The sequence below is a fragment of the Collinsella sp. SGI.180 genome (assembly GCF_050313455.1).
In the GTDB taxonomy this organism is placed as follows: Bacteria; Actinomycetota; Coriobacteriia; order Coriobacteriales; family Coriobacteriaceae; genus Collinsella.
The window spans coordinates 31,151-49,683 of the sequence record NZ_JBNPLL010000017.1 but is presented as its reverse complement, the minus strand read 5'-3'; the positions used below and the strand labels follow the sequence as shown (position 1 = coordinate 49,683).

Genomic DNA, 18,533 nt, shown 5'->3' with positions numbered 1-18,533 from the left:
GGGAGGCAGTTCATTTTGGGACGGGGCTTTTTTAACTACTTGGGGAGCTAAAAGTTGCTAAAAGCCCCGCCCCAAATGAGCGCATAATTGCGTAATATATAGAACTAGCTGCTGTAAACGGATTAAACACCGTTTACAGCCTAAAAGCGACCGTTAACCAAATACTTGGCCTTGTCTGGAATTGTCTGTGTTTGCATGGACGGGATGGTCTGCCGATATTGACGTATCGGTGCAGAATCGGAGGCAGCATGAAAGAGTATTTTGGCATTGACGTGGGCGGCACGGCAGTTAAGTGGGCTGTGCTGGGCGAGGATTTTTCCATTCGCGAGCGGGGAAGCCTGCCGACTGATTTTGCTACGGCAGACGAAGCGGTCGAGGCCTTGGCCGGTCTTGTCGAGCCGTATCGTGACCGCGTGTCCGCCGTGGGCGTAAGTGCGCCCGGCGGCATCTATGAGGATGACGCAGACGGCACCATCCATCGCGGCGGCGCGCTCACCTACATGGACGGCTGTCCGCTGGGAAAGCTGCTGCGCGAGCGGTTTGACATGCCGGTGTCTGTTAACAACGACGGAAAATGCTGTGCGCTCGGCGAGTACGCGGCGGGCGCCCTCCGTGGATGCCGCATTGGCGTCGTGCTTGCTATCGGTACCGGTATTGGCGGCGGTATTGTCATCAACGGACACGTGCTTCGCGGCGCACATGGCTTTGCGGGCGAGTTTAGCTTCCTGCGCAACGATGTGACGCAGCCTGCGTCGGGCGGCAGGATGTTTGCCGGCACAGGCGGCTGGCGTGCGCTGCGCGATCTCGTCGTGGCCGAGAAAGGTCTGCCCGCCGATGGAACGGTGGACGGCCGTCGCGTTTTTGAGTGGATCGAGGCCGGCGATACGGCGGCGCAGTGCGCGCTTGACTGCTATGCGCGCACGTTCGATGCCATGCTCGTAAACCTTCAGGCGGTGCTCGACCCCGAGGTGTTTGTGATCGCGGGCGGCATTTCTTGCCACCCCGAGCTCATCGATGCGCTTCGCGATCAGATGCCCGCAGCTCTTGCGGGCTATGAGGGCTTTCTTGCCGGCATCCCTGCGCCGCAGGTCAGGGCGGCCGAGCTCGGTAACGATGCTAACCTGTATGGTGCCGTGCAAGAAGCCATGCGCCTTTGCGAATAGCTACCGAGTAAATGTGCCCGTTGGGGGAATAGTCGTGCCACTTCGCTTGACAACAGGCTAAACTAGCTCATAAACATTTACTATTCTGTTTAGATTGAATTTGCGGTCGTTTAGTTGTCGAGTCATCAAGTTGCGATGCTCCGCCACGGCCGTTGCTAGGGGGAACAATGGCCAAAGCAAGTGTTCGCGAGATCAGCCGCATCACCGGTTTTTCGCCTGCGACCGTGTCCAACGCGCTCAACCGCAAGCGCAGCGTGAGTGAAGAGACCGCCAAGGTCATCCTGGAGTGCGCGCAATCGCTTGGCTATCAGCAGTCGACGCAGCTCGAGAGCATTCAGTTTGTGCTCGCGCGCAAGACGGGCGCCATTCTGGACGAGAGCACCTTCCATCCCGCGGTCATCGAGGGCGTGGAGCGCCAGGCGCGTCGTCACGGCATGAGCACGAGCTTTGTCTCGCTCGACTTTAGCGACTTGGACGCCGTGCGTCCGCAGGTCGAGGGCCTGATCGCCGATCCGTCCGCCGCTATCGTGCTGATGGGTACCGAGCTGGGCGAGGAAGACTACGCCCTGTTTGCCAACGCTGCCGCCCACCTGATCGTGCTCGATGGCTGGAGCGATCGTCAGTACTTCGATGCCGTGGTCATTGCCAACACCGACTCGGTGCTGCGCGCCGTGGATTACCTTATCGAGAAGGGTCACAAGCAAATCGGCTATCTGGCAGGCGACCTTCGCATCCGCAACTTTAAGGATCGCGAGCGCGGCTATCGCCAAGCGCTTGAGGACGCAGACCTTGAGGCCAACCCGACATGGCGCGTTACGCTGGGCACCACGCTCGAGGGCGCCTATCGCGACATGGGCGCATGGCTCGACAGCGTCTCGCGCGACGACCTGCCGACGGCTTTCTTTGCCGAAAACGACGTGCTCGCCGTGGGTGCCATGCGCGCGCTCAACGAGCACGGTATTCGCGTGCCCGAGGATGTCTCGATCATCGGCTTTGACGATCTGTCTTTGGGCGCCTTCTCCAACCCGCCGCTCACCACGGTGCACGTTCCCAAGCACGAGGTGGGCGAGATCGCGGTGCGCCGCCTGGTGGGCAACATCCGCAATCCCAAGAGCTATACCTGCAAGACAGCCGTATCGACCTATTTTGTCGAGCGTCAGAGCGTGCGTGAGATCTAGGCAAAGGCAACGCCGGGCCGCAGGGCGGCAAAGCTCGCTAAGGCAGAAAAATAACGTCATCCAAAAGGGGTCCTTCGGGGCCCTCTTTTTGTTGCCCTTGTATGTTCAGTTTGTTTACATACCGTTTAGGCTGATTTCTCTACCGCCCACGAGTATTTCGCGTTAAACTTCTAAACACTGGAGTAAAAATTTAGTAAACAGAACAAAACGAAACATGCGTCTGTTTACTGAACATGTGATTAGGGGAGGACGTACATGGACAAGATCAAGCTCGGTTTTGTGCCCACGCGCCGCAGTATCTTTAGCGCGCCGGACGCAATCAAGTATCGCGGCCTGACGGCTGATCGCCTGCGTGAGATCGGCGTCGACATCGTGGATATCGACGACATCAATGACGAGGGCCTGCTGTTCGACGACAGCCACATTGAGCCTATCGTCAAGAAGTTCCGCGCCGAGGGCGTCGATGGCATTATGCTGTGCCACGCCAACTTTGGCACCGAGTACGTTTGCGCTCGCCTTGCCCGCGAGCTCGGCCTACCCGTGCTGCTGTGGGGCCCGCGCGACGAGCGCCCCGAGCCCGACGGCACCCGCCTGCGCGATAGCCAGTGCGGCCTGTTCGCCACCGGCAAAGTATTGCGCCGCTTCCAGGTTCCCTTCACCTACATGACCAACTGCCGCCTGACCGATCCCGAGTTCGAGCGCGGCGTTTGGGACTTCTTGGCCGTGTGCAACGTGGTCAAGACCTTCAAGCACACCCGCATCCTGCAGATGGCCACCCGTCCGTTCGACTTCTGGTCGACCATGTGCAACGAGGGCGAGCTGCTCGAGAAGTTCAACATCCAGCTTTCGCCCATTCCCATGACCGAGCTTGTCCAGGCCGTGCGCGACGCCCAGGCCGACGAGCAGGCCATGGCTACCATGCTTGCCCACATCAACGACAGCTTTGAGATCTGCATCCCCGAGGATAAGGTTCCCGCGGTCGCCGGTCTTGCCATCGCCATGAAGCGCCTGGTCGAGAAGTACGGTTGCAACGCCGGCGCCATTCAGTGCTGGAACGCTCTGCAGGACGAGCTGGGCATTATGCCCTGCGCTGCCAACGCCATCCTCAACGAGATGGGCATTCCTATCGTATGCGAGACCGATATCCACGGCGCCATCACCGCGCTGATGGTCGAGGCCGCCGACCTGGGCCGTCACCGCGGCATGTTCGCCGACTGGACCGTGCGCCATCCCGACAATGAGAACGGCGAGCTGCTGCAGCATTGTGGCCCCTGGCCCTGCAGCTGCGCGGCCGTCAAGCCCAAGCTCACCTACCCGCTGGCTTTCGATCACCCCGGTGCGCTGACGGCCGAGGCCAAGCACGGCGATCTCACCCTTGCCCGCTTTGACGGCGACAACGGCGAGTACTCGCTGCTGCTGGGCAACGCTCGCGGCATCGACGGCCCGGCTGGCATGGGCACCTATCTGTGGGTCGAGGTCGACAACCTCAAGCGCCTCGAGGCCAAAATCGTCGAGGGTCCCTACATCCACCACTGCGTCGCTATTCACGCCAACGTGGTGCCGGTGCTCTACGAGGCGTGCAAGTACCTCGGTATTGCCCCCGACCTGTACGACCCCATCGAAGAAGACGTTAAAGCCTACCTGCGAGGAGAGTAGAAATGGCAACTATCGAAGAGCTTGAGTCCCTGCGTTGGGACCTTCGCCGCGATTGCGTCGATATCATCATGGCTGGCGCTGGCGGCCACATCGGCGGTGACATGTCGGTGATCGACGCCCTCATGACCCTCTACGCCAACCACCTCAACATTTCGCCCGAGACCGTCGACGATCCCAACCGCGACCGCTTCGTGCTCTCCAAGGGCCACGCCATGGAAGCCTACTACGCGGTGCTCTGCCACGAGGGCTATCTTGACCTCGATGACGTCAAGGCCCGCTTCTCCAAGTTCGGCAGCCCCTACATCGGCCACCCCAACAACAAGCTCAAGGGCATCGAGATGAACTCGGGCTCGCTGGGTCACGGCCTGCCCGTGGCCGTGGGCATGGCGCTCGCCGGCAAGATGGACGGCCGCGACTACCGCGTCTACACCATCATGGGCGACGGGGAACTTGCCGAGGGATCGGTCTGGGAGGGCGCCATGAGCGGCGGCAACTACCAGCTCGATAACCTGTGCGCACTCGTGGACCGCAACCGCCTGCAGATCAGCGGCAGTACCGAGGATGTTATGAAGCAGGACTCGCAGGAGGAGCGCTGGGCCGCCTTCGGTTGGAACGTGCTCTCCATTCCGGGCAACGACGTCCGGGCCATCGACGCCGCGCTGACGCTTGCGGCCGAGACCTGCGGCAAGCCCACGGTCATCATCCTCAATACGGTGAAGGGCTATGGCTCGCCCGTCATGGAGGACAAGGCCGCCTGGCACCATCACCTGCCCAACGATGAGGAATATGCCCAGATCATCGCCGATTTCGCTGCCCATAAGGAGGCCGTCAATGGCTAACAAGATCGCCAATCGCAAGGTTATCTGCGACACGCTGCTCGAGGCCGCGAAGACCGATAAGGACATCGTCGTCCTATGCTCCGACTCCCGCGGCTCCGCATCGCTCATGCCGTTCTTTGATCAGTATCCCCAACAGTCCGTCGAGGTCGGCATTGCCGAGCAGGACCTGGTGAGCATCGCCGCCGGCATGGCTTCGTGCGGCAAGAAGGCCTGGGCCGCCTCGCCGGCGTCCTTTGTGACCACGCGCTCGTATGAGCAGTGCAAGGTCGACGTCTCGTACTCCAACACCAACGTCAAGCTCATCGGCATCTCGGGCGGCGTGTCCTATGGCGCCTTGGGCATGAGCCATCACTCCGCGCAGGATATCGCCGCCATGAGTGCGATTCCCAACATGCGCGTGTATCTGCCGAGCGACCGCTTCCAGACCGCCGAGCTCGTGCGGGCCCTGGTCGCCGACAACAAGCCGGCCTACATTCGCGTGGGCCGCAACCCGGTCGAGGACGTGTACACCGAGGACGAGTGCCCGTTCCAGATGGATCGCGCCACCTGGGTGCGTCGCGGCACCGATGTGACGCTCGTCGCCACCGGCGAGATGGTCCGCCATGCCGTGGACGCTGCCGACCTGCTGGCCGAGCAGGGCATCTCGGCAACGGTGCTCGACATGTATTGCGTCAAGCCGCTTGACGCCGAGGCCGTGATTGAGGCTGCCGGTGCCACGCGCGCCGTCGTGACGGTCGAGGAGCACAGCCCCTTCGGCGGCCTGGGTTCTATGGTCGCGCAGGTGGTGGGCGAGCATTGCCCGCGTCCGGTCAAGTGCCTCTCCCTGCCCGACGCACCGGTCATCACCGGCACGAGCCCCGAGGTCTTCACACACTACGGCCTGACGGGTGCCGGAATCGCGCAGACCGTCGCCGAGTTCCTCGGCAACTAGTAGATACAGACGCTGCGCGGCCGCCAAGCACCGCACCTTGCCGTTCAAACCGTCGCTTGCGTACGCAAAGTACGCGGCGCTCTTCTTTCACGGCAATCTGCGGCACTTGACGGCCGCTCGCTCCTTGTCCGCCAGTCGTCTTTGATTTGGCGGAAGGAATGGGAGAGTACATGAGCAAATACATCATCGGAATCGATCAATCCACGCAGGGCACGAAGGCGCTGCTGGTGGACGAGGGCGGCCATCTGATTCATCGTGCCGACCGCTCGCATCGCCAGATTGTCAATGATGCCGGCTGGGTGAGCCATGATCCGGTCGAGATCGCCGCCAACGTGTTGGCCGTGGCGCGTGCCGTGGTGGAGGAGACCGGGGTCAATCCGGCCGACATTGCTGGTATTGGCATCTCCAACCAGCGCGAGACCACCGTTGCCTGGAACCGCACGACGGGCGAGCCGCTGTGCGACGCCGTGGTGTGGCAGTGTGCCCGCGCCCGCGAGCTGTGTGACGAGCTTGCGGCGCGCGAAGGCGTGGCAGAGCTGGTGCGTGACACAACGGGCCTGGTGCTCTCGCCCTACTATCCGGCGGGCAAGATGGCTTGGATTCTCGCGAACGTTCCGGCGGCTGCCGAGGCCGCGGCGTCGGGTGAGCTGTGTCTGGGCACCATCGATGCCTGGGTGGTCTGGACGCTCACGGGCGGCGCGGAGTTTCGCTGTGACTGGTCCAATGCCAGCCGCACGCAGCTCTTCGACCTGCGCCGTGGCTGCTGGAGCGAGCCGGTGTGCGAGGCCTTTGGCATCGATCCGGCCTGCCTGCCGCAGGTGACCGATTCCGACGGTCTGTTTGGCACAACGGACCTGGATGGCTTTTTGCCCGCACCCGTGCCGGTACACGGCGTGCTGGGCGACAGCCATGCGGCCCTGTTTGCGCAGGGTTGCCACAGCCGCGGCATGGCCAAAGCGACCTATGGCACCGGTAGCTCGGTCATGATGAACGTCGGCAACGAGTTTGTCGCCAGCTCGCACGGGCTTTCGAGCTCGCTTGCGTGGCGTATGGATGGCGTGACCGAGTATGTACTCGAGGGCAACGTGAGCTACGCCGGCGCCGTCAAGACCTGGCTGCGCGACGATCTGGAACTCATCAACAACCCCGAGGAGGTCACCGACCTGTGCTACGCCGCCAATCCGGCGAGCCGCGTCTACTTTGTGCCGGCGTTTACCGGTTTGGGCGCGCCGCACTGGGCGAGTGACGCCGAGGGCTGCGTCTTTGGCATGACGCGCACCACGGGTCGCGCGGAGTTCGTGAAGGCCGCCGACGAGTCGATCGCCTATCAGATCTTTGACGTGATCGATGCGATGGTTGAGGATTCGGGTGCAACGTTGGCCGAGCTTCGTGTTGACGGCGGTCCCACGCGCGACGCGTACCTGATGCAGTTTGAGAGCGACTTGGTTGGCTCGCCCATCCGCATCGCGAGCAACGACGAGATGAGCGGCCTGGGTGCGGCCTGGGCCTGCGGCATCGCGCTGGGCATGTACACGCGCGATGTCGTCGATGTCTACGGCGCCCGCGGCATCGTGGAGCCGTCGATGCCCACTGACGAACGCGCCAAAAAGATCGCCGGCTGGCGCCACGCTGTCAAATCAACAATTGCATACACTGCCTAGCATGATTTTTTGGGACGGGATTAAAAACTCATTGATCCCCGTCTCGGGCAGCTCATTTGGGACGGGGCTTTTTTGACTGGTATGATTGGTGCGACCATTCGAACCAGCTAAAAGAGCCCTGTCCCAAATTGACTACCGAGAGGATCTGCCATGGAGCGCATCGCGAGTTTTTCCGTTGACCATCTGCTGCTTGAGCCCGGCGTGTATGTGAGCCGCGTCGACCGCGATCCGGCGACCGGTGCCGCCGTCACCACCTTTGACCTGCGCTTGACCACGCCCAACAAAGAACCGGTTATGAACACGGCCGAGTGCCACACCATCGAGCATCTGGGCGCGACGTTCCTTCGCAACCATGCCGAGTGGTCGAGCCGTATTGTCTACTTTGGCCCTATGGGCTGCCGCACGGGCTTTTACCTGGTTGTGTTTGGCGAGGTGACGAGTGAGGAGATCTTGCCGCTCGTGCGCGAGTTGTTCGAGTTTGTTGCTGGCTTCGAGGGCGATGTCCCCGGTGCCGCTCCCGAAGAGTGCGGTAACTACCTGGACCAGAATCTCCCTATGGCAAATTGGCTCGCGCGTCGCTATCTCGACCGCGATCTGATCGATATCGATGAGGCACACCTGCACTATCAGCAGGCGTAAAGGTTTCGTCGCTCAAAATGAGTTCACTGGGCGCCTTCGCTTATGCGGGGGTGCCTTTTTGTTGAGCGGACATGGCGGACGTTTAAAACCGCGCGTGATTGTTCTAGAATGTTCGTAATATCACACAAACGAACAGGAGCGAACATGCATATCTACTCTGTTACCGACCCCGAATTCAAACCCTATGGCCGCGTGTGGGATGACGTCCCGTCCAGCCTGACCGCCCCGCTCGTCGAGGCGCTCTCCGCAACGCCCATCCCCGAGGGCAGCAAGTACGTGGCCTCCGCGCCTGAGCTGGAGCAGGTCGAGGGCGCCGATGCGCTCGGCCTGCTCATGTATGGCGGCCGTCCGTTCCAGCTGGGCTGGTGCAACGGCCACAACACGAAGCTCAACTGCTTGGAGTATCACCGCGCGAGCGAGTTCAACCTGGGTGCTCGCGACTTTATTCTGCTGCTCGCCAAGCGTGAGCAGATTGTCGACGGCAAGCTCGACACCGCGCAGGTCAAGGCGTTCCGCGCGCCCGCCGGCACGCTCGTCGAGGTCTACGCCACCACGTTGCACTACACGCCGTGCATGGTCGACGACGGTGGCTTCCAGGTGATGGTTGCGCTGCCCGCCGGCACCAACGGTCCGCGTCCCGAGGCTGCAGCCGATATGCCTGCTGCCGGCGACAGCTACTGCTACTGGAAGGCCGACAAGTGGGTTCTCTGCCATGCTGACAGCCCCAAGGCAGCCGAAGGCGGCTACGTAGGTCTCATCGGCAAAAACCTCGACATCGCCTGTGACTAGGGTCTTCCGTCTCAATCTGTAACAGTTGGCGCGCTAAATCGTCTCTATCTGTTACAGATCAAGACGAACCACGGGGGCCGCCCGAACAATCTCAATCTGTAACGCCAAGCCCGGTTTTGACGGCCTAACTGTTACAGATCGAGACAAGCGGGCCCAACCCACCACAAAGGTGCCTGTCCCCTTTGCGGTGGTTGCCTAGAGCTGGCTGCGCAGGTAATCGGCCATATAGGGGACGGCGAAGCGCACGTAGCCGCGGCGCGCCTGCTCGATAACGCCGGCGTCGATGAGGCGCCGGCGATACTTTTGCGCATAGTCGGGTGTGACTGACATGCGCTTCGCAACATCAGAAATGCGCGACACGCCGTCTTTGTCATCAGTCATTGCGTCGAGAAACGCGACGTCTTGGTCCGATAGCGCGGCGAGCGTCGTTTCACAAACATCGTTTTCGAAATCGGCCTTTGACGCTTCGATAGCTCCGTCGACTTGCTCTGGCGTTACGTATTCTCCTGCCTGGCAGCGATTGGCGATGTTGTAGCCGATGAGCTGCAGCATATAGGGCGATCCTTGGGTTGCACGAGCGGCACGGAGGCGAAGATCGCCTGGAATATCAAGGTCGAGCTCTTCGAAAGCCCGCTGATAATAGGCATCGACATCTCCGACTGAAAGCGGTTCGAGCGTGACTTTGCGTGCGCGGTTGAGAAATGTCAGTACGCGGTCGTTGAGTGTCGCGGAGACTGCTCCCGGGAGGCCCGCCATGACGAGCGCGACGTTGAGTCCCTCGCCGACCAGCTCTTGATAGGCGGTGACGAGCTGTCTGATCTCGGGTGAATTTGCCTGGAGCTCGTCGATGAGGATGAGGATGCCGTGTCCCTGCTCGGTTAACTTGCGTGCCAACTGCGTGAGTTTGAACTGGAAACTCTTAGTTTCCTGTACGTCGCGCGTAAACTCGAGGCCGGCTGAGAAACCGAAGACGCTCAAACTGCCACCTGTAAGTTTGGGGAGACGATGCTTGTTGGCGTAAGGCTCGCCCGCTTCCTGGATTTTCTCAACAATGCGCTCGAGCATATCCTCGGAGGCTACGGTGGGCGTGGCGACAACAAAGCCGAGCTTGCGGGCGCGATCGGCAAGTTCCCACAACAGAACCGTTTTGCCGCTGCCTCGCTGGCCGAGCATGAGTATGGCTCGGTCTCGATTGCCCGGCTCCTGCTCAAGGCCGGAGATGAATGTCGAAATCACGCTCCCGCGTCCCACCAGATAGGACGGGCGATTTCCAAATGAGGGGGAGAAGATGGTTTCAGTCATAAGTCTCCTTTCCTTTTTTTCCTATTTTTTCCTTTCTTTCCTATTCAGTCAAATGGTCTGCCACCCGAGGGCGCCTTCGCTGTTGTGGAGGCGCCCTTTTTTGCAAGCGAGTAGACTTTTTGGCTTAGTCTGACCACGCCGGAACATGCCAGGTAAGCTACCTGCGGTTTTGATGGCGTCAAAGGCGGGTCTGGTTGAGTTTTGCCAAAAAGTCTACTCACTTGACGTTCGCGGCGTGTGGGCGGGTGCTTTTTCGTGCACGCGAGGTATCAAAAAGTGTCAGGAGCGCACCGTCTGCCGATATGCGGGAGCGAAAAGAAGTGTCGACCTGCGCCGTTGCCGTTGAGCGACGCGTTGTTTGCAGGGATACTGAGCCCATGACAACAGCGTGCGAAAGGATTGATACATGGCTTTCCGTAATGACTTCCTGTGGGGCGGCGCAACGGCTGCCAACCAGTGCGAGGGTGCCTACGACGTGGACGGCCGCGGCCTGGCCAACGTGGACGTGGCTCCGCACGGCCCCGAGCGCTATGCGGTGGTCTCCGGCCAGCGTAAAATGCTCGACTTCGAGGACGGCTATTACTATCCCGCGCAGACCGGCATCGATTTCTATCACCACTACAAAGAGGACATCGCTCTCTTTGCCGAGATGGGCTTTAAGACCTTCCGTATGAGCCTGGCTTGGACCCGCATCTTCCCCAACGGCGACGAGACCGAGCCCAACGAGGCTGGCCTGGCCTTCTACGAGGACGTATTCCGCGAGTGTCAGGCGCACGGCATCGAACCGCTCGTGACCATCACACACTTCGATTGCCCGATTCACCTCATCAAGGAGTACGGCGGCTGGCGCAACCGCAAGCTCATCGACTTCTACAAGAACCTCGCGACCACGATCTTTACCCGCTACAAGGGGCTGGTGAAGTACTGGCTCACCTTCAACGAGATCAATATGATCTTGCACCTGCCGTTTATGGGTGCCGGTCTGGTCTTTGAGGAGGGCGAGAACAAGAAGGCCGTCGAGTACCTGGCCGCTCACAACGAGCTCGTCGCCAGCGCTTGGGCAACCAAGATCGCCCACGAGATCGACCCCGAGATCAAGATCGGCTGCATGCTCGCCGCGGGTAGCTACTACCCCTACAGCTGCCGTCCGGGCGACGTGCGCCAGGCGCAGCTCGATAACCAGGACAACTACTTCTTCGTCGACGTCCAGAGCCGCGGCTACTACCCGGCATATGCCGTCAAGAAGCTCGAGCGTCTAGGCATCGATGTGGGCATGACGGACGAGGACCGCGAGATCCTGGCCGCTAACACCGTCGACTTCATCAGCTTTAGCTATTACAGCACCCGCTGCTCTGCCGGTGCCGATAACCCCGATGTCGAGCGCACCCAGGGTAACGCCTTCGCCGGCGCCAAGAACCCCTACTTGCAGGAGAGCCAGTGGGGCTGGGCCATCGATCCGCTGGGCTTCCGCATCACCCTCAACGACCTGTACGACCGTTATCAGAAGCCGCTGTTTGTGGTCGAGAACGGTCTGGGCGCCAAGGATGTTGTCGAGGAGGATGGCTCTATCAACGACGACTACCGTATCGACTACCTGCGCCAGCATATCGCCGCGATGCGCGATGCGGTGACCGAGGACGGCGTTGACCTGCTGGGCTACACCACCTGGGGCCCGATCGACCTGGTGTCTGCCGGCACGGGAGAGATGTCCAAGCGCTACGGCTTTATCTATGTGGACCGTGACGACGCCGGCAACGGTACCCTCAAGCGTTCCAAAAAGAAGAGCTTCGACTGGTACAAGAAGGTTATTGCTTCTAATGGTGAGGACCTGTCCTAAGGAAGCTGAGATACTCAACTTCATAGCCTTCTAACCAAGGCGCCCGGCGAGTAGTTATTGCTCGCCGGGCGCCTTGCCGTCTGCGGATTTTGGGACATGCGGCCCGCTTTTGGGCCCGCCTGTCGGTACACTAAAGGGACTATGAGTACCCGCGAGCGACATATCGGCCACGCGGCCGCCCGGACCGCTCCGGTTGCGGATCCCAGGGGCGGCAGGCTCTTCGCCATGCCGCGATTCCTTGTTGGCATAACGCATCAGGTGTACCGTCACCGCGTCTTTGCTATCGCCGGCGCCATCACCGCGCTGTTCCTCATGCTTTTGGCGATCTTGCCGGTGCTGTTCGCCTTCGACCCCAAACTTTCTAACGCCGTGCCCGCCTATAGCGAGGTGTCCGAAGAGGTCGTGGATGGGCTCACCCATTCGAGCCCTCTCCCGCTGCTTGTCGCCGCAATTGTATTTTCGATTTGGGGCGTGTTGGTCTATCTGCGTTGTTTGGACTATGTGTTGCGCCGCCGCCTTGTTGCCATCGCCACCATCTGTGCCCTGTGGATGATCGAGGTCATTCTCAAGTACAAGTCGTTCACGCCGTTCTATGCCACCTTGCTGTGGTACCTGTACTACGTGCCCATGACGCTCATTCCGCTGCTCTACCAGCTCTGCGGCCTGCGCCTTGCGGGCCTGGAGCAACGCCGCCTGGGTCGCCGCTACCGTGCTGCGCTGTGGATTGTGGCCATCCTGCTTATCGGATTTGTGCTCACCAACGATTTTCACCAGCAGGTCTTCCGCTTTGACCGTACAAGCGACACCTGGAGCAACGATTACACGTACGGCCGGGGTTATTTCGCCTTCCTCGTGTGGACGGCCTTTAACTTCGTGGCCTTTTTTATCCTGGTTGGTCGGTCCTCGTCCTTTCGCATCCAACGTTTCTCGGGCATGGCGGCGCTCGTGCTGCTGGGCGGCGCATTCTTTGGCATCTCATATGCTCTGCGCGTGCCCTGGGCATGGAGGCTCAACTTTTCGCTCGTCTATTGCATCCTGTGCGTGGTGGCGATGGAAATCTGTCTCGATTGCGGTGTCATTCCGTCGTACCACGATATCGCCGGCATCTTCGACACCTTGCCGCTTGACCTCAAAGTTCTAACGCGCGACCTGCAGGAGGTCTATGCCACGCCGGTGTCAAAGCCAATGCCGGTAGGCGTGCGCGAGGAGTTGCGGAACCAGGAGCACGCCCGCGCCCATGCCTTTACCGTGGCGTCCGATCCCGATGTGATGTATCGTGCTTTTCCGCTGCTGGGGGGATCGGCCCTGCTTGCCCAAGACGTATCGGAGCTCAACGAGCTCAATCGCGAACTGGCACATCGTCGCATGGAGCTGCAACGCCAAAACGAGCTGCTTGCCGCCGACTACGACCTTAAGACACATTTGGCAGATCAAGAGGCCGAGACCTTGCTAGTCCAAGACGTGGACCAGGCGCTTGCCCGCGCGCTCGAAGAGATGTACGACTTGTTGAGCTCGCTGCCGCCGTTGACTGACGAGGAATCTTCGCGCGAGCGTTACCGCATGCTGCAGCGCGCCAAGATGCTCGTTGCCTATTGCAAACGGAAGGGGTCGCTCACGTTGGCACGGCACGGGGAGAGCGGTTTTGACCGCGACCGCATTCAGCTCATTGCCAACGAGCTCGCAAGCGACCTGCGCACGATCGATGTCGATTGCGCCTCGATTATTGCCATACGGCGCCCGATGCACGCCAGTACGGTAAGCGCGCTGTACGACTGCGTGTATGACTTTGCGTTTTTTGCCTACGCCACCGATCATCCGGCACTTATGTATCACTTGGGCGACCATGACCGATGCAGCGTCGAGCTGCGCGCCACACTTTTTTCCAACGATGATGAAGATCTTTCGCAGACGCCCGCTGCGCAAGAGCTCGAAAGCGCTTTGCAAGGGCGCAACGTGGCATACCGCCTTGAGGGCGAGTCCGGTCAGCTGCGCATGATCGTCTTGATGCCGAGGGCGGGTGAGTGACGATGCAGATTTCGCTCATACTTCCCCAAATCGTTGCGCTCGATGTTGTCTTTGCCCTGGCTGCGTGTCTGCAGACGATCCACGTCCCGCTCATCGCATCGCGCCGCTCGTCCTATAACCGTAAGGTGATTTGCGCCTACGAGGCGAGTCTTGTGCTTCACCTGATGATTTCGGCGCTCATCTTGTTCACGTCGTCTGGCTCGTATCTGGTGGCGCCGCTTGACGTTTGCGCCAGGGCAATGGGCGGAGCGTTGTGGCTCAATGCCGCAATCTTTGCCTATGGCGTGGTACTTATGGTGCACTATCGTCGTCCCGTCATGCTGGTCGAGCTGTTGCTTGTTGTCGCCGTTACACCACCGGTGGTTTTTGCCATGGGCTCGGCGTGGACCGTTGTCCTTATCGCAGAGGGAGCGTTCTTCCTGTTCCGTTCCATCGCGGCGCTCTTGATGGACGTCCGTAACCGCCAAGAGGATATCACCATGTTCTCGACGATCGAGACCATCAACGTGATTCCCGTGGGCATCCTGTATCTAGACCCGAGGGGCCGTCCGCTGCTCATGAACCGCTGCATGCGCAAAAACCTCGTAGAGCTCCATATGCCCACCGACCTGGGCGACATGAGCAGCACATGGAACGACCTGCGCAAACTGAGCATGCAAATGCCCGAAAGCAGCGCTAATCGCGCCCATATCGACCTTGATCGCTTTGGTAGGGATCGCGCCGTGGTCGAGATCTCTCCTTCCGAGATTCGTCTGTTCGTGCGTGACTCCGTTACGGTCTCGAGCCGTCCGTTCGAGCGCGTCGTTGGCCTGGACGTGACGGAATACGCACACGCCTACGACCGTCTGGCGCAAGCCAACCACCTGCTTGAGCGTGCTGGCCAAGAGCTCCAGGCCCAGATCGAAGAAGCCAAAAAGGTTGCCGACAATGCGGCCTACCTACGTATGCGGGCCCGCGTTCACGATGTGATCGGCCAGCGCCTGTCCATTCTTCATCGCTATTTGGAGGAGGGACGTCTGGATGATGAGTCGCTCGAGCAGATTGACCCGTTGCTGCGCTCAATCGCCGCCGATTTGCGCAGTGGCGGTGCCAGCGAGCCTGCAGAGCAGCTGAGCGATATCGTCCACGCCTTTGGCTTGGTGAGTGTGCAGATCGATGTTGAGGGTGCGCTGCCTGAGGACGCGCGTGTCGCCGCCGCATTTTTGCAGATTATCCGCGAGGCCTCGACCAATGCCACCAGGCATGCGCAGGCGCATCGGGTCCACGTGCGCCTGTGGCAGGAGGGGACGAATGCTAGCGCCGTCGCGCGCATGACGATTTCTAACGACGGGTCCCCGGCCTCCGTATCGTATCGCGAGGGAACGGGTATCCCAGGTATGAGGCATGTCGCGCAAGATTTGGGCGGCGGCCTGGAAGTCCACGCCGCCCAGCCCTTTACGCTTGCGGTGTCCATCCCGCTGAGCCCCAACGCCACGGTCCAAAGGAGAAGTTCATGATCCGCGTGTTAATTGTCGAAGATCAGGCCATTCTGCGCGAAAGCCTGGCGCGCTCCGTTGGCGACCAGCCCGATATGACCGTCGTCGCCGCGATCGCCGATGCCTCCGAGGCCTTGGGTGTCGCGCTCAAGGAGCGCCCGGACATGATACTGATGGACGTGTGCACCGAACACGATTCAAACGGCATCGTGGCGGCGGCGCGCATCAAGGAGCAGCTGCCCGAGTGCCGCGTCATCATCATGACAGGCATGCCCGAGATCACCTTTGTCGATCAGGCTCGCGAGGCGGGCGTCGATAGCTTTGTGTACAAGAACGTCGGTATCGACGAGCTGTTCGCCGTGATGCGCTCCACGCTGGCGGGCTATTGCACGTTTCCCAAGCCGCCCGAAAGCATTTTTTCGGGCACGGCGGCACTCGACGATGTCGAGCTGTCGATTTTGCGCCTTGCCTGCGAGGGCAAAAGCCGCCGCGAGATCGCGGCCGAGCTGTTTATGAGTGAGGGTACCATCAAGCGTCGCATCTCGGAGATTCTGAGCAAGACCGGCTACGACAACATCATGCGTCTTGCCGTGCGCGCGGTAACGGAGGGCAGCATCGTCCCCAACATGGAGCGCCCGTAATCGACGCGCTCGCCGTGTTCCGGCGCCGTAAAGATAGGCCGCCCGCCGTTTTGCATCAGAAAACGACGGTCGGCCTGCTTGTGCGGCTGTGCTGTCGGCATAAAAACGACGGGGCCGCAGAATCAACTCCTGCGGCCCCGCCTGGCAAGTGCGCGGATGTGTCCGCCAATCCGCGGCTGATGTTACGTGCCGCTACGCGATGGTTGCGGTATAGGAGGCGACGTCCTCGTAGGAATCGGTCAGATAGGCGTCGATGCCGATGGTCGTGTTGACCAGGTCGTCAAGGCTGTCAAGCTCGCCGCTCGAGAATGTGAATTCCTCGGTGGCGTTGGTGCCGGGCATCAGGTTAGCCGAGAACCAGGGTTCCTTCATGGTGCCGTTGACGTTGGTCTTGCCGGAGGGAGCGTAGAAGGTCAGGTCCTTGTCGCTCTTGTTGGTGATGTTGACGACAAAGCCGATGTCGCCCCATTCGTCCTTGAACTTCTCGGTGATGGTGATGGTGCACAGATCGTCATCGGCGACGGTGACGGCGGGGGAGATTTCGACGCTCTGGACGTCGTCGTCTTCGACGGCCTCATCGATCTCCTCTTCCTTCTCGGCCGCCTCGCGATCCTTTTTTACCGTACCGGACAGATCCTTGTCGGACTTCGTAAAGATAAGCTTGTCGCCTTCCACCTCGAGGACGAGCTTGCCGTCCTTGAGTTTCATGTCCTGCGAATCGCCGTCGGCGGTGATGGTTGCAGTGGTGGCGTCCTTGGCCTCCCATTTCAGGTCGGCGACCTCAAGGAACATGTCGAGGACGCCCGTGCCGTCTTCGTCGAGGATCAGGATACAGTTGAGGCCCCACTCCTTGAGCATATCCATGTACTCATTGGTGAGCTCTTCGCCCTCCAGGGTTCCACCCGAGAGTTCCCAGCTGCCGACGAAGTTGGCCTTGGGGTCCTTGCCGCCGCCGCTGCAGCCCGTCAGGGCAAAGGCGAGCGCCAGGACGCATGTCAGGAATGCGAGTACGGACTTTTTGAACGTTGTCTTCATGGTGTCCTCCTTTATCGAACGAAACCCATAGAAGCAAATGCGGGGGTGGCGGACCTCCCTGCCAATTACCAGGTAGAGGGGCTAGGGCCTGGGCGTTCCACAGTTGCTGCAGAACTTGCCGCCGTTTTCGCTGCCGCAGTTGGGGCAGAACCACTTGGTCGGTGCCGGGGCGGGGGCGGGACTGCCGCATTCGGGGCAGAACTTGCCGGTGTTGGTGGCACCGCAACTGCAGGTCCACGTGCCGGCCGCGGGGGCAGCGGCAGGAGCTGGTGCGGGGGCGGGTGCCGGAGCCGGCTGTGAGGCAGCCTGCTGCTGCGCCTGGCCGGCGGCGAACAGCTGGCTGGCGTTCATGCCGCCCATGCCGCCCGCCATGCCCATGCCCATAAAGCCGGCCATCGCGCCGTTGGGGTTGGCGGCTGCCGCGCGCATCGCATCGCTCTGGGCGCTGGCGATGTTGGCGGCTGCCATGGTGGGATCGCGCATGACTGCGGCCTTCTGCAGGTCCTTGATCATTTGCTCGTCTTCTTGCGAGGCGGCGATGGAGTTGACGCCAAAGCTCACGATCTCGACGCCGCGCAGGTCGCGCCAGTCGGCGGAGAGAACCTCGTTGAGCGCGCGGGCGAGCTCGGTGGTGTGGCCGGGGATAGCGCTGTAGCGGATGCCCATCTCCGAGATCTTGGCAAAGGCGGGTTGCAGAGCGGTGAGCAGCTCGGACTTAAGCTGGCTGTCGATCTTATCGCGCGTGTAGCTATCGGTCACGTTGCCGCACACGTTGGTGTAGAACAGCAGCGGGTTGGTGATGCGGTACGAATACTCGCCGTTGCAGCGAACGGAGATGTCGACATCCAGGCCAATGTTGTTATCGACCACGCGGAAGGGCACAGGCGAGGCGGTGCCGTACTTGTTGCCGATGATCTCCTTGGTGTTGATGAAGTAGACGCGCTGGTCCTTGCCCGCGTCGCCGCCAAAGGTAAAACGGCTGCCGATATTGGCGAACGTCTCCTTGATGGAGTCGCCCAGGTTGCCGCTAAAGACGCTCGGCTCGCTGCCGGTGTCAAAGACAAACTCGCCGGGCTCCAGCGCGACCTCGATGATCTTGCCGTTTTGCACCACGAGCATGCCCTGGCCGTCGTTGACGGCGATGACGGAGCCGTTGGAGATGACGTTGTCCTCGCCGCGCGTGTTGGAGCTGCGGCCGCCGGTGCGCTTGCTGCCCTTGCAGGCCAAGACGTCAGCGGGCATCGATTCGCAATAGATATATTCCTTCCACTGGTCGGCCATGACGCCGCCGGCAGCACCCAATCCAGCTTTCAAGAGTCCCATGGTGATCTTCCTTTCTCGTCAAAGGCCGGGTGGTATTGG

Annotated in this window: 15 protein-coding genes; 12 read left to right on the top strand and 3 right to left on the bottom strand. The window is 60.8% G+C overall.

Annotated features, from left to right (window positions below):
* Nucleotides 1-248 precede the first annotated feature (248 nt).
* The 8 genes from ACQRAP_RS07205 (at nt 249) to ACQRAP_RS07170 (ending at nt 8,856) form a co-directional block, all read left to right on the top strand.
* Nucleotides 249-1,163 carry an ROK family protein gene (locus tag ACQRAP_RS07205; protein ID WP_427747625.1) on the top strand — a complete coding sequence of 305 codons (915 nt, stop codon included), beginning with the start codon at nt 249-251 and terminating at the stop codon, nt 1,161-1,163.
* A 167-nt stretch (nt 1,164-1,330) separates the two neighbouring features.
* The gene (locus ACQRAP_RS07200) at nt 1,331-2,341 is read left to right on the top strand and encodes a LacI family DNA-binding transcriptional regulator (RefSeq protein ID WP_055252157.1); all 1,011 of its coding nucleotides are present in this window, start codon (nt 1,331-1,333) and stop codon (nt 2,339-2,341) included.
* A gap of 255 nt (nt 2,342-2,596) precedes the next feature.
* Nucleotides 2,597-3,997 (top strand): L-fucose/L-arabinose isomerase family protein, encoded by a 1,401-nt coding sequence (locus tag ACQRAP_RS07195; RefSeq protein ID WP_427747626.1) that lies wholly within the window; start codon nt 2,597-2,599, stop codon nt 3,995-3,997.
* A 2-nt stretch (nt 3,998-3,999) separates the two neighbouring features.
* Nucleotides 4,000-4,836: a transketolase gene (locus ACQRAP_RS07190; protein WP_427718096.1), complete on the top strand. Its 837-nt coding sequence runs from the start codon at nt 4,000-4,002 to the stop codon at nt 4,834-4,836.
* Complete coding sequence (locus tag ACQRAP_RS07185) at nt 4,829-5,767, top strand: transketolase family protein (protein WP_427747627.1); 939 nt, start codon at nt 4,829-4,831, stop codon at nt 5,765-5,767. Before ACQRAP_RS07190 ends, ACQRAP_RS07185 begins: the two co-directional genes overlap by 8 nt.
* Nucleotides 5,768-5,937: 170 nt before the next feature.
* On the top strand, nt 5,938-7,428 hold the full coding sequence (locus ACQRAP_RS07180; RefSeq protein ID WP_427747628.1) for an FGGY family carbohydrate kinase: 1,491 nt from the start codon (nt 5,938-5,940) through the stop codon (nt 7,426-7,428).
* 150 nt (nt 7,429-7,578) lie between these two features.
* Nucleotides 7,579-8,067, top strand: coding sequence for an S-ribosylhomocysteine lyase (locus ACQRAP_RS07175; RefSeq protein ID WP_118652431.1), 489 nt, complete (start codon nt 7,579-7,581; stop codon nt 8,065-8,067).
* 144 nt (nt 8,068-8,211) lie between these two features.
* The gene (locus tag ACQRAP_RS07170; protein ID WP_427747629.1) at nt 8,212-8,856 is read left to right on the top strand and encodes a DUF4867 family protein; all 645 of its coding nucleotides are present in this window, start codon (nt 8,212-8,214) and stop codon (nt 8,854-8,856) included.
* A 195-nt stretch (nt 8,857-9,051) separates the two neighbouring features.
* Here ACQRAP_RS07170 and ACQRAP_RS07165 read toward each other — a convergent pair whose 3' ends face one another.
* The gene (locus ACQRAP_RS07165; protein ID WP_427795250.1) at nt 9,052-10,158 is read right to left on the bottom strand and encodes an ATP-binding protein; all 1,107 of its coding nucleotides are present in this window, start codon (nt 10,156-10,158) and stop codon (nt 9,052-9,054) included.
* Between the two features lie 406 nt (nt 10,159-10,564).
* Here ACQRAP_RS07165 and ACQRAP_RS07160 point away from each other — a divergent pair, with 406 nt between their 5' ends.
* The 4 genes from ACQRAP_RS07160 to ACQRAP_RS07145 all read left to right on the top strand — a co-directional run bounded on the left by ACQRAP_RS07160 (nt 10,565) and on the right by ACQRAP_RS07145 (nt 16,136).
* A complete protein-coding gene (locus tag ACQRAP_RS07160; protein WP_427727282.1) occupies nt 10,565-11,995 on the top strand; it encodes a 6-phospho-beta-glucosidase in 1,431 nt (476 codons plus the stop codon).
* Nucleotides 11,996-12,136: 141 nt separating this feature from the next.
* Complete coding sequence (locus ACQRAP_RS07155; protein WP_427795249.1) at nt 12,137-14,020, top strand: histidine kinase N-terminal 7TM domain-containing protein; 1,884 nt, start codon at nt 12,137-12,139, stop codon at nt 14,018-14,020.
* Nucleotides 14,017-15,516, top strand: a complete 1,500-nt coding sequence (locus tag ACQRAP_RS07150; RefSeq protein ID WP_427727288.1) for a sensor histidine kinase — start codon at nt 14,017-14,019, stop codon at nt 15,514-15,516. Before ACQRAP_RS07155 ends, ACQRAP_RS07150 begins: the two co-directional genes overlap by 4 nt.
* Nucleotides 15,513-16,136 (top strand): response regulator transcription factor, encoded by a 624-nt coding sequence (locus tag ACQRAP_RS07145; RefSeq protein ID WP_418825693.1) that lies wholly within the window; start codon nt 15,513-15,515, stop codon nt 16,134-16,136. Before ACQRAP_RS07150 ends, ACQRAP_RS07145 begins: the two co-directional genes overlap by 4 nt.
* Nucleotides 16,137-16,328: 192 nt before the next feature.
* Here the strand turns inward: ACQRAP_RS07145 and ACQRAP_RS07140 are convergent, their stop codons facing one another.
* On the bottom strand, nt 16,329-17,171 hold the full coding sequence (locus ACQRAP_RS07140) for a hypothetical protein (protein WP_427795248.1): 843 nt from the start codon (nt 17,169-17,171) through the stop codon (nt 16,329-16,331).
* 81 nt (nt 17,172-17,252) lie between these two features.
* On the bottom strand, nt 17,253-18,494 hold the full coding sequence (locus tag ACQRAP_RS07135) for an SPFH domain-containing protein (protein WP_427795247.1): 1,242 nt from the start codon (nt 18,492-18,494) through the stop codon (nt 17,253-17,255).
* Nucleotides 18,495-18,533 lie beyond the last annotated feature (39 nt).

Excerpts from the sequence above, each read along its gene's own strand:
- ACQRAP_RS07205 (WP_427747625.1), top strand. The coding sequence starts at position 249 with ATGAAAGAGTATTTTGGCATTGACGTGGGCGGCACGGCAGTTAAGTGG.
- ACQRAP_RS07200 (WP_055252157.1), top strand. The coding sequence starts at position 1,331 with ATGGCCAAAGCAAGTGTTCGCGAGATCAGCCGCATCACCGGTTTTTCG.
- ACQRAP_RS07195 (WP_427747626.1), top strand. The coding sequence starts at position 2,597 with ATGGACAAGATCAAGCTCGGTTTTGTGCCCACGCGCCGCAGTATCTTT.
- ACQRAP_RS07190 (WP_427718096.1), top strand. The coding sequence starts at position 4,000 with ATGGCAACTATCGAAGAGCTTGAGTCCCTGCGTTGGGACCTTCGCCGC.
- ACQRAP_RS07185 (WP_427747627.1), top strand. The coding sequence starts at position 4,829 with ATGGCTAACAAGATCGCCAATCGCAAGGTTATCTGCGACACGCTGCTC.
- ACQRAP_RS07180 (WP_427747628.1), top strand. The coding sequence starts at position 5,938 with ATGAGCAAATACATCATCGGAATCGATCAATCCACGCAGGGCACGAAG.
- ACQRAP_RS07175 (WP_118652431.1), top strand. The coding sequence starts at position 7,579 with ATGGAGCGCATCGCGAGTTTTTCCGTTGACCATCTGCTGCTTGAGCCC.
- ACQRAP_RS07170 (WP_427747629.1), top strand. The coding sequence starts at position 8,212 with ATGCATATCTACTCTGTTACCGACCCCGAATTCAAACCCTATGGCCGC.
- ACQRAP_RS07165 (WP_427795250.1), bottom strand. The coding sequence starts at position 10,158 with ATGACTGAAACCATCTTCTCCCCCTCATTTGGAAATCGCCCGTCCTAT.
- ACQRAP_RS07160 (WP_427727282.1), top strand. The coding sequence starts at position 10,565 with ATGGCTTTCCGTAATGACTTCCTGTGGGGCGGCGCAACGGCTGCCAAC.
- ACQRAP_RS07155 (WP_427795249.1), top strand. The coding sequence starts at position 12,137 with ATGAGTACCCGCGAGCGACATATCGGCCACGCGGCCGCCCGGACCGCT.
- ACQRAP_RS07145 (WP_418825693.1), top strand. The coding sequence starts at position 15,513 with ATGATCCGCGTGTTAATTGTCGAAGATCAGGCCATTCTGCGCGAAAGC.
- ACQRAP_RS07140 (WP_427795248.1), bottom strand. The coding sequence starts at position 17,171 with ATGAAGACAACGTTCAAAAAGTCCGTACTCGCATTCCTGACATGCGTC.
- ACQRAP_RS07135 (WP_427795247.1), bottom strand. The coding sequence starts at position 18,494 with ATGGGACTCTTGAAAGCTGGATTGGGTGCTGCCGGCGGCGTCATGGCC.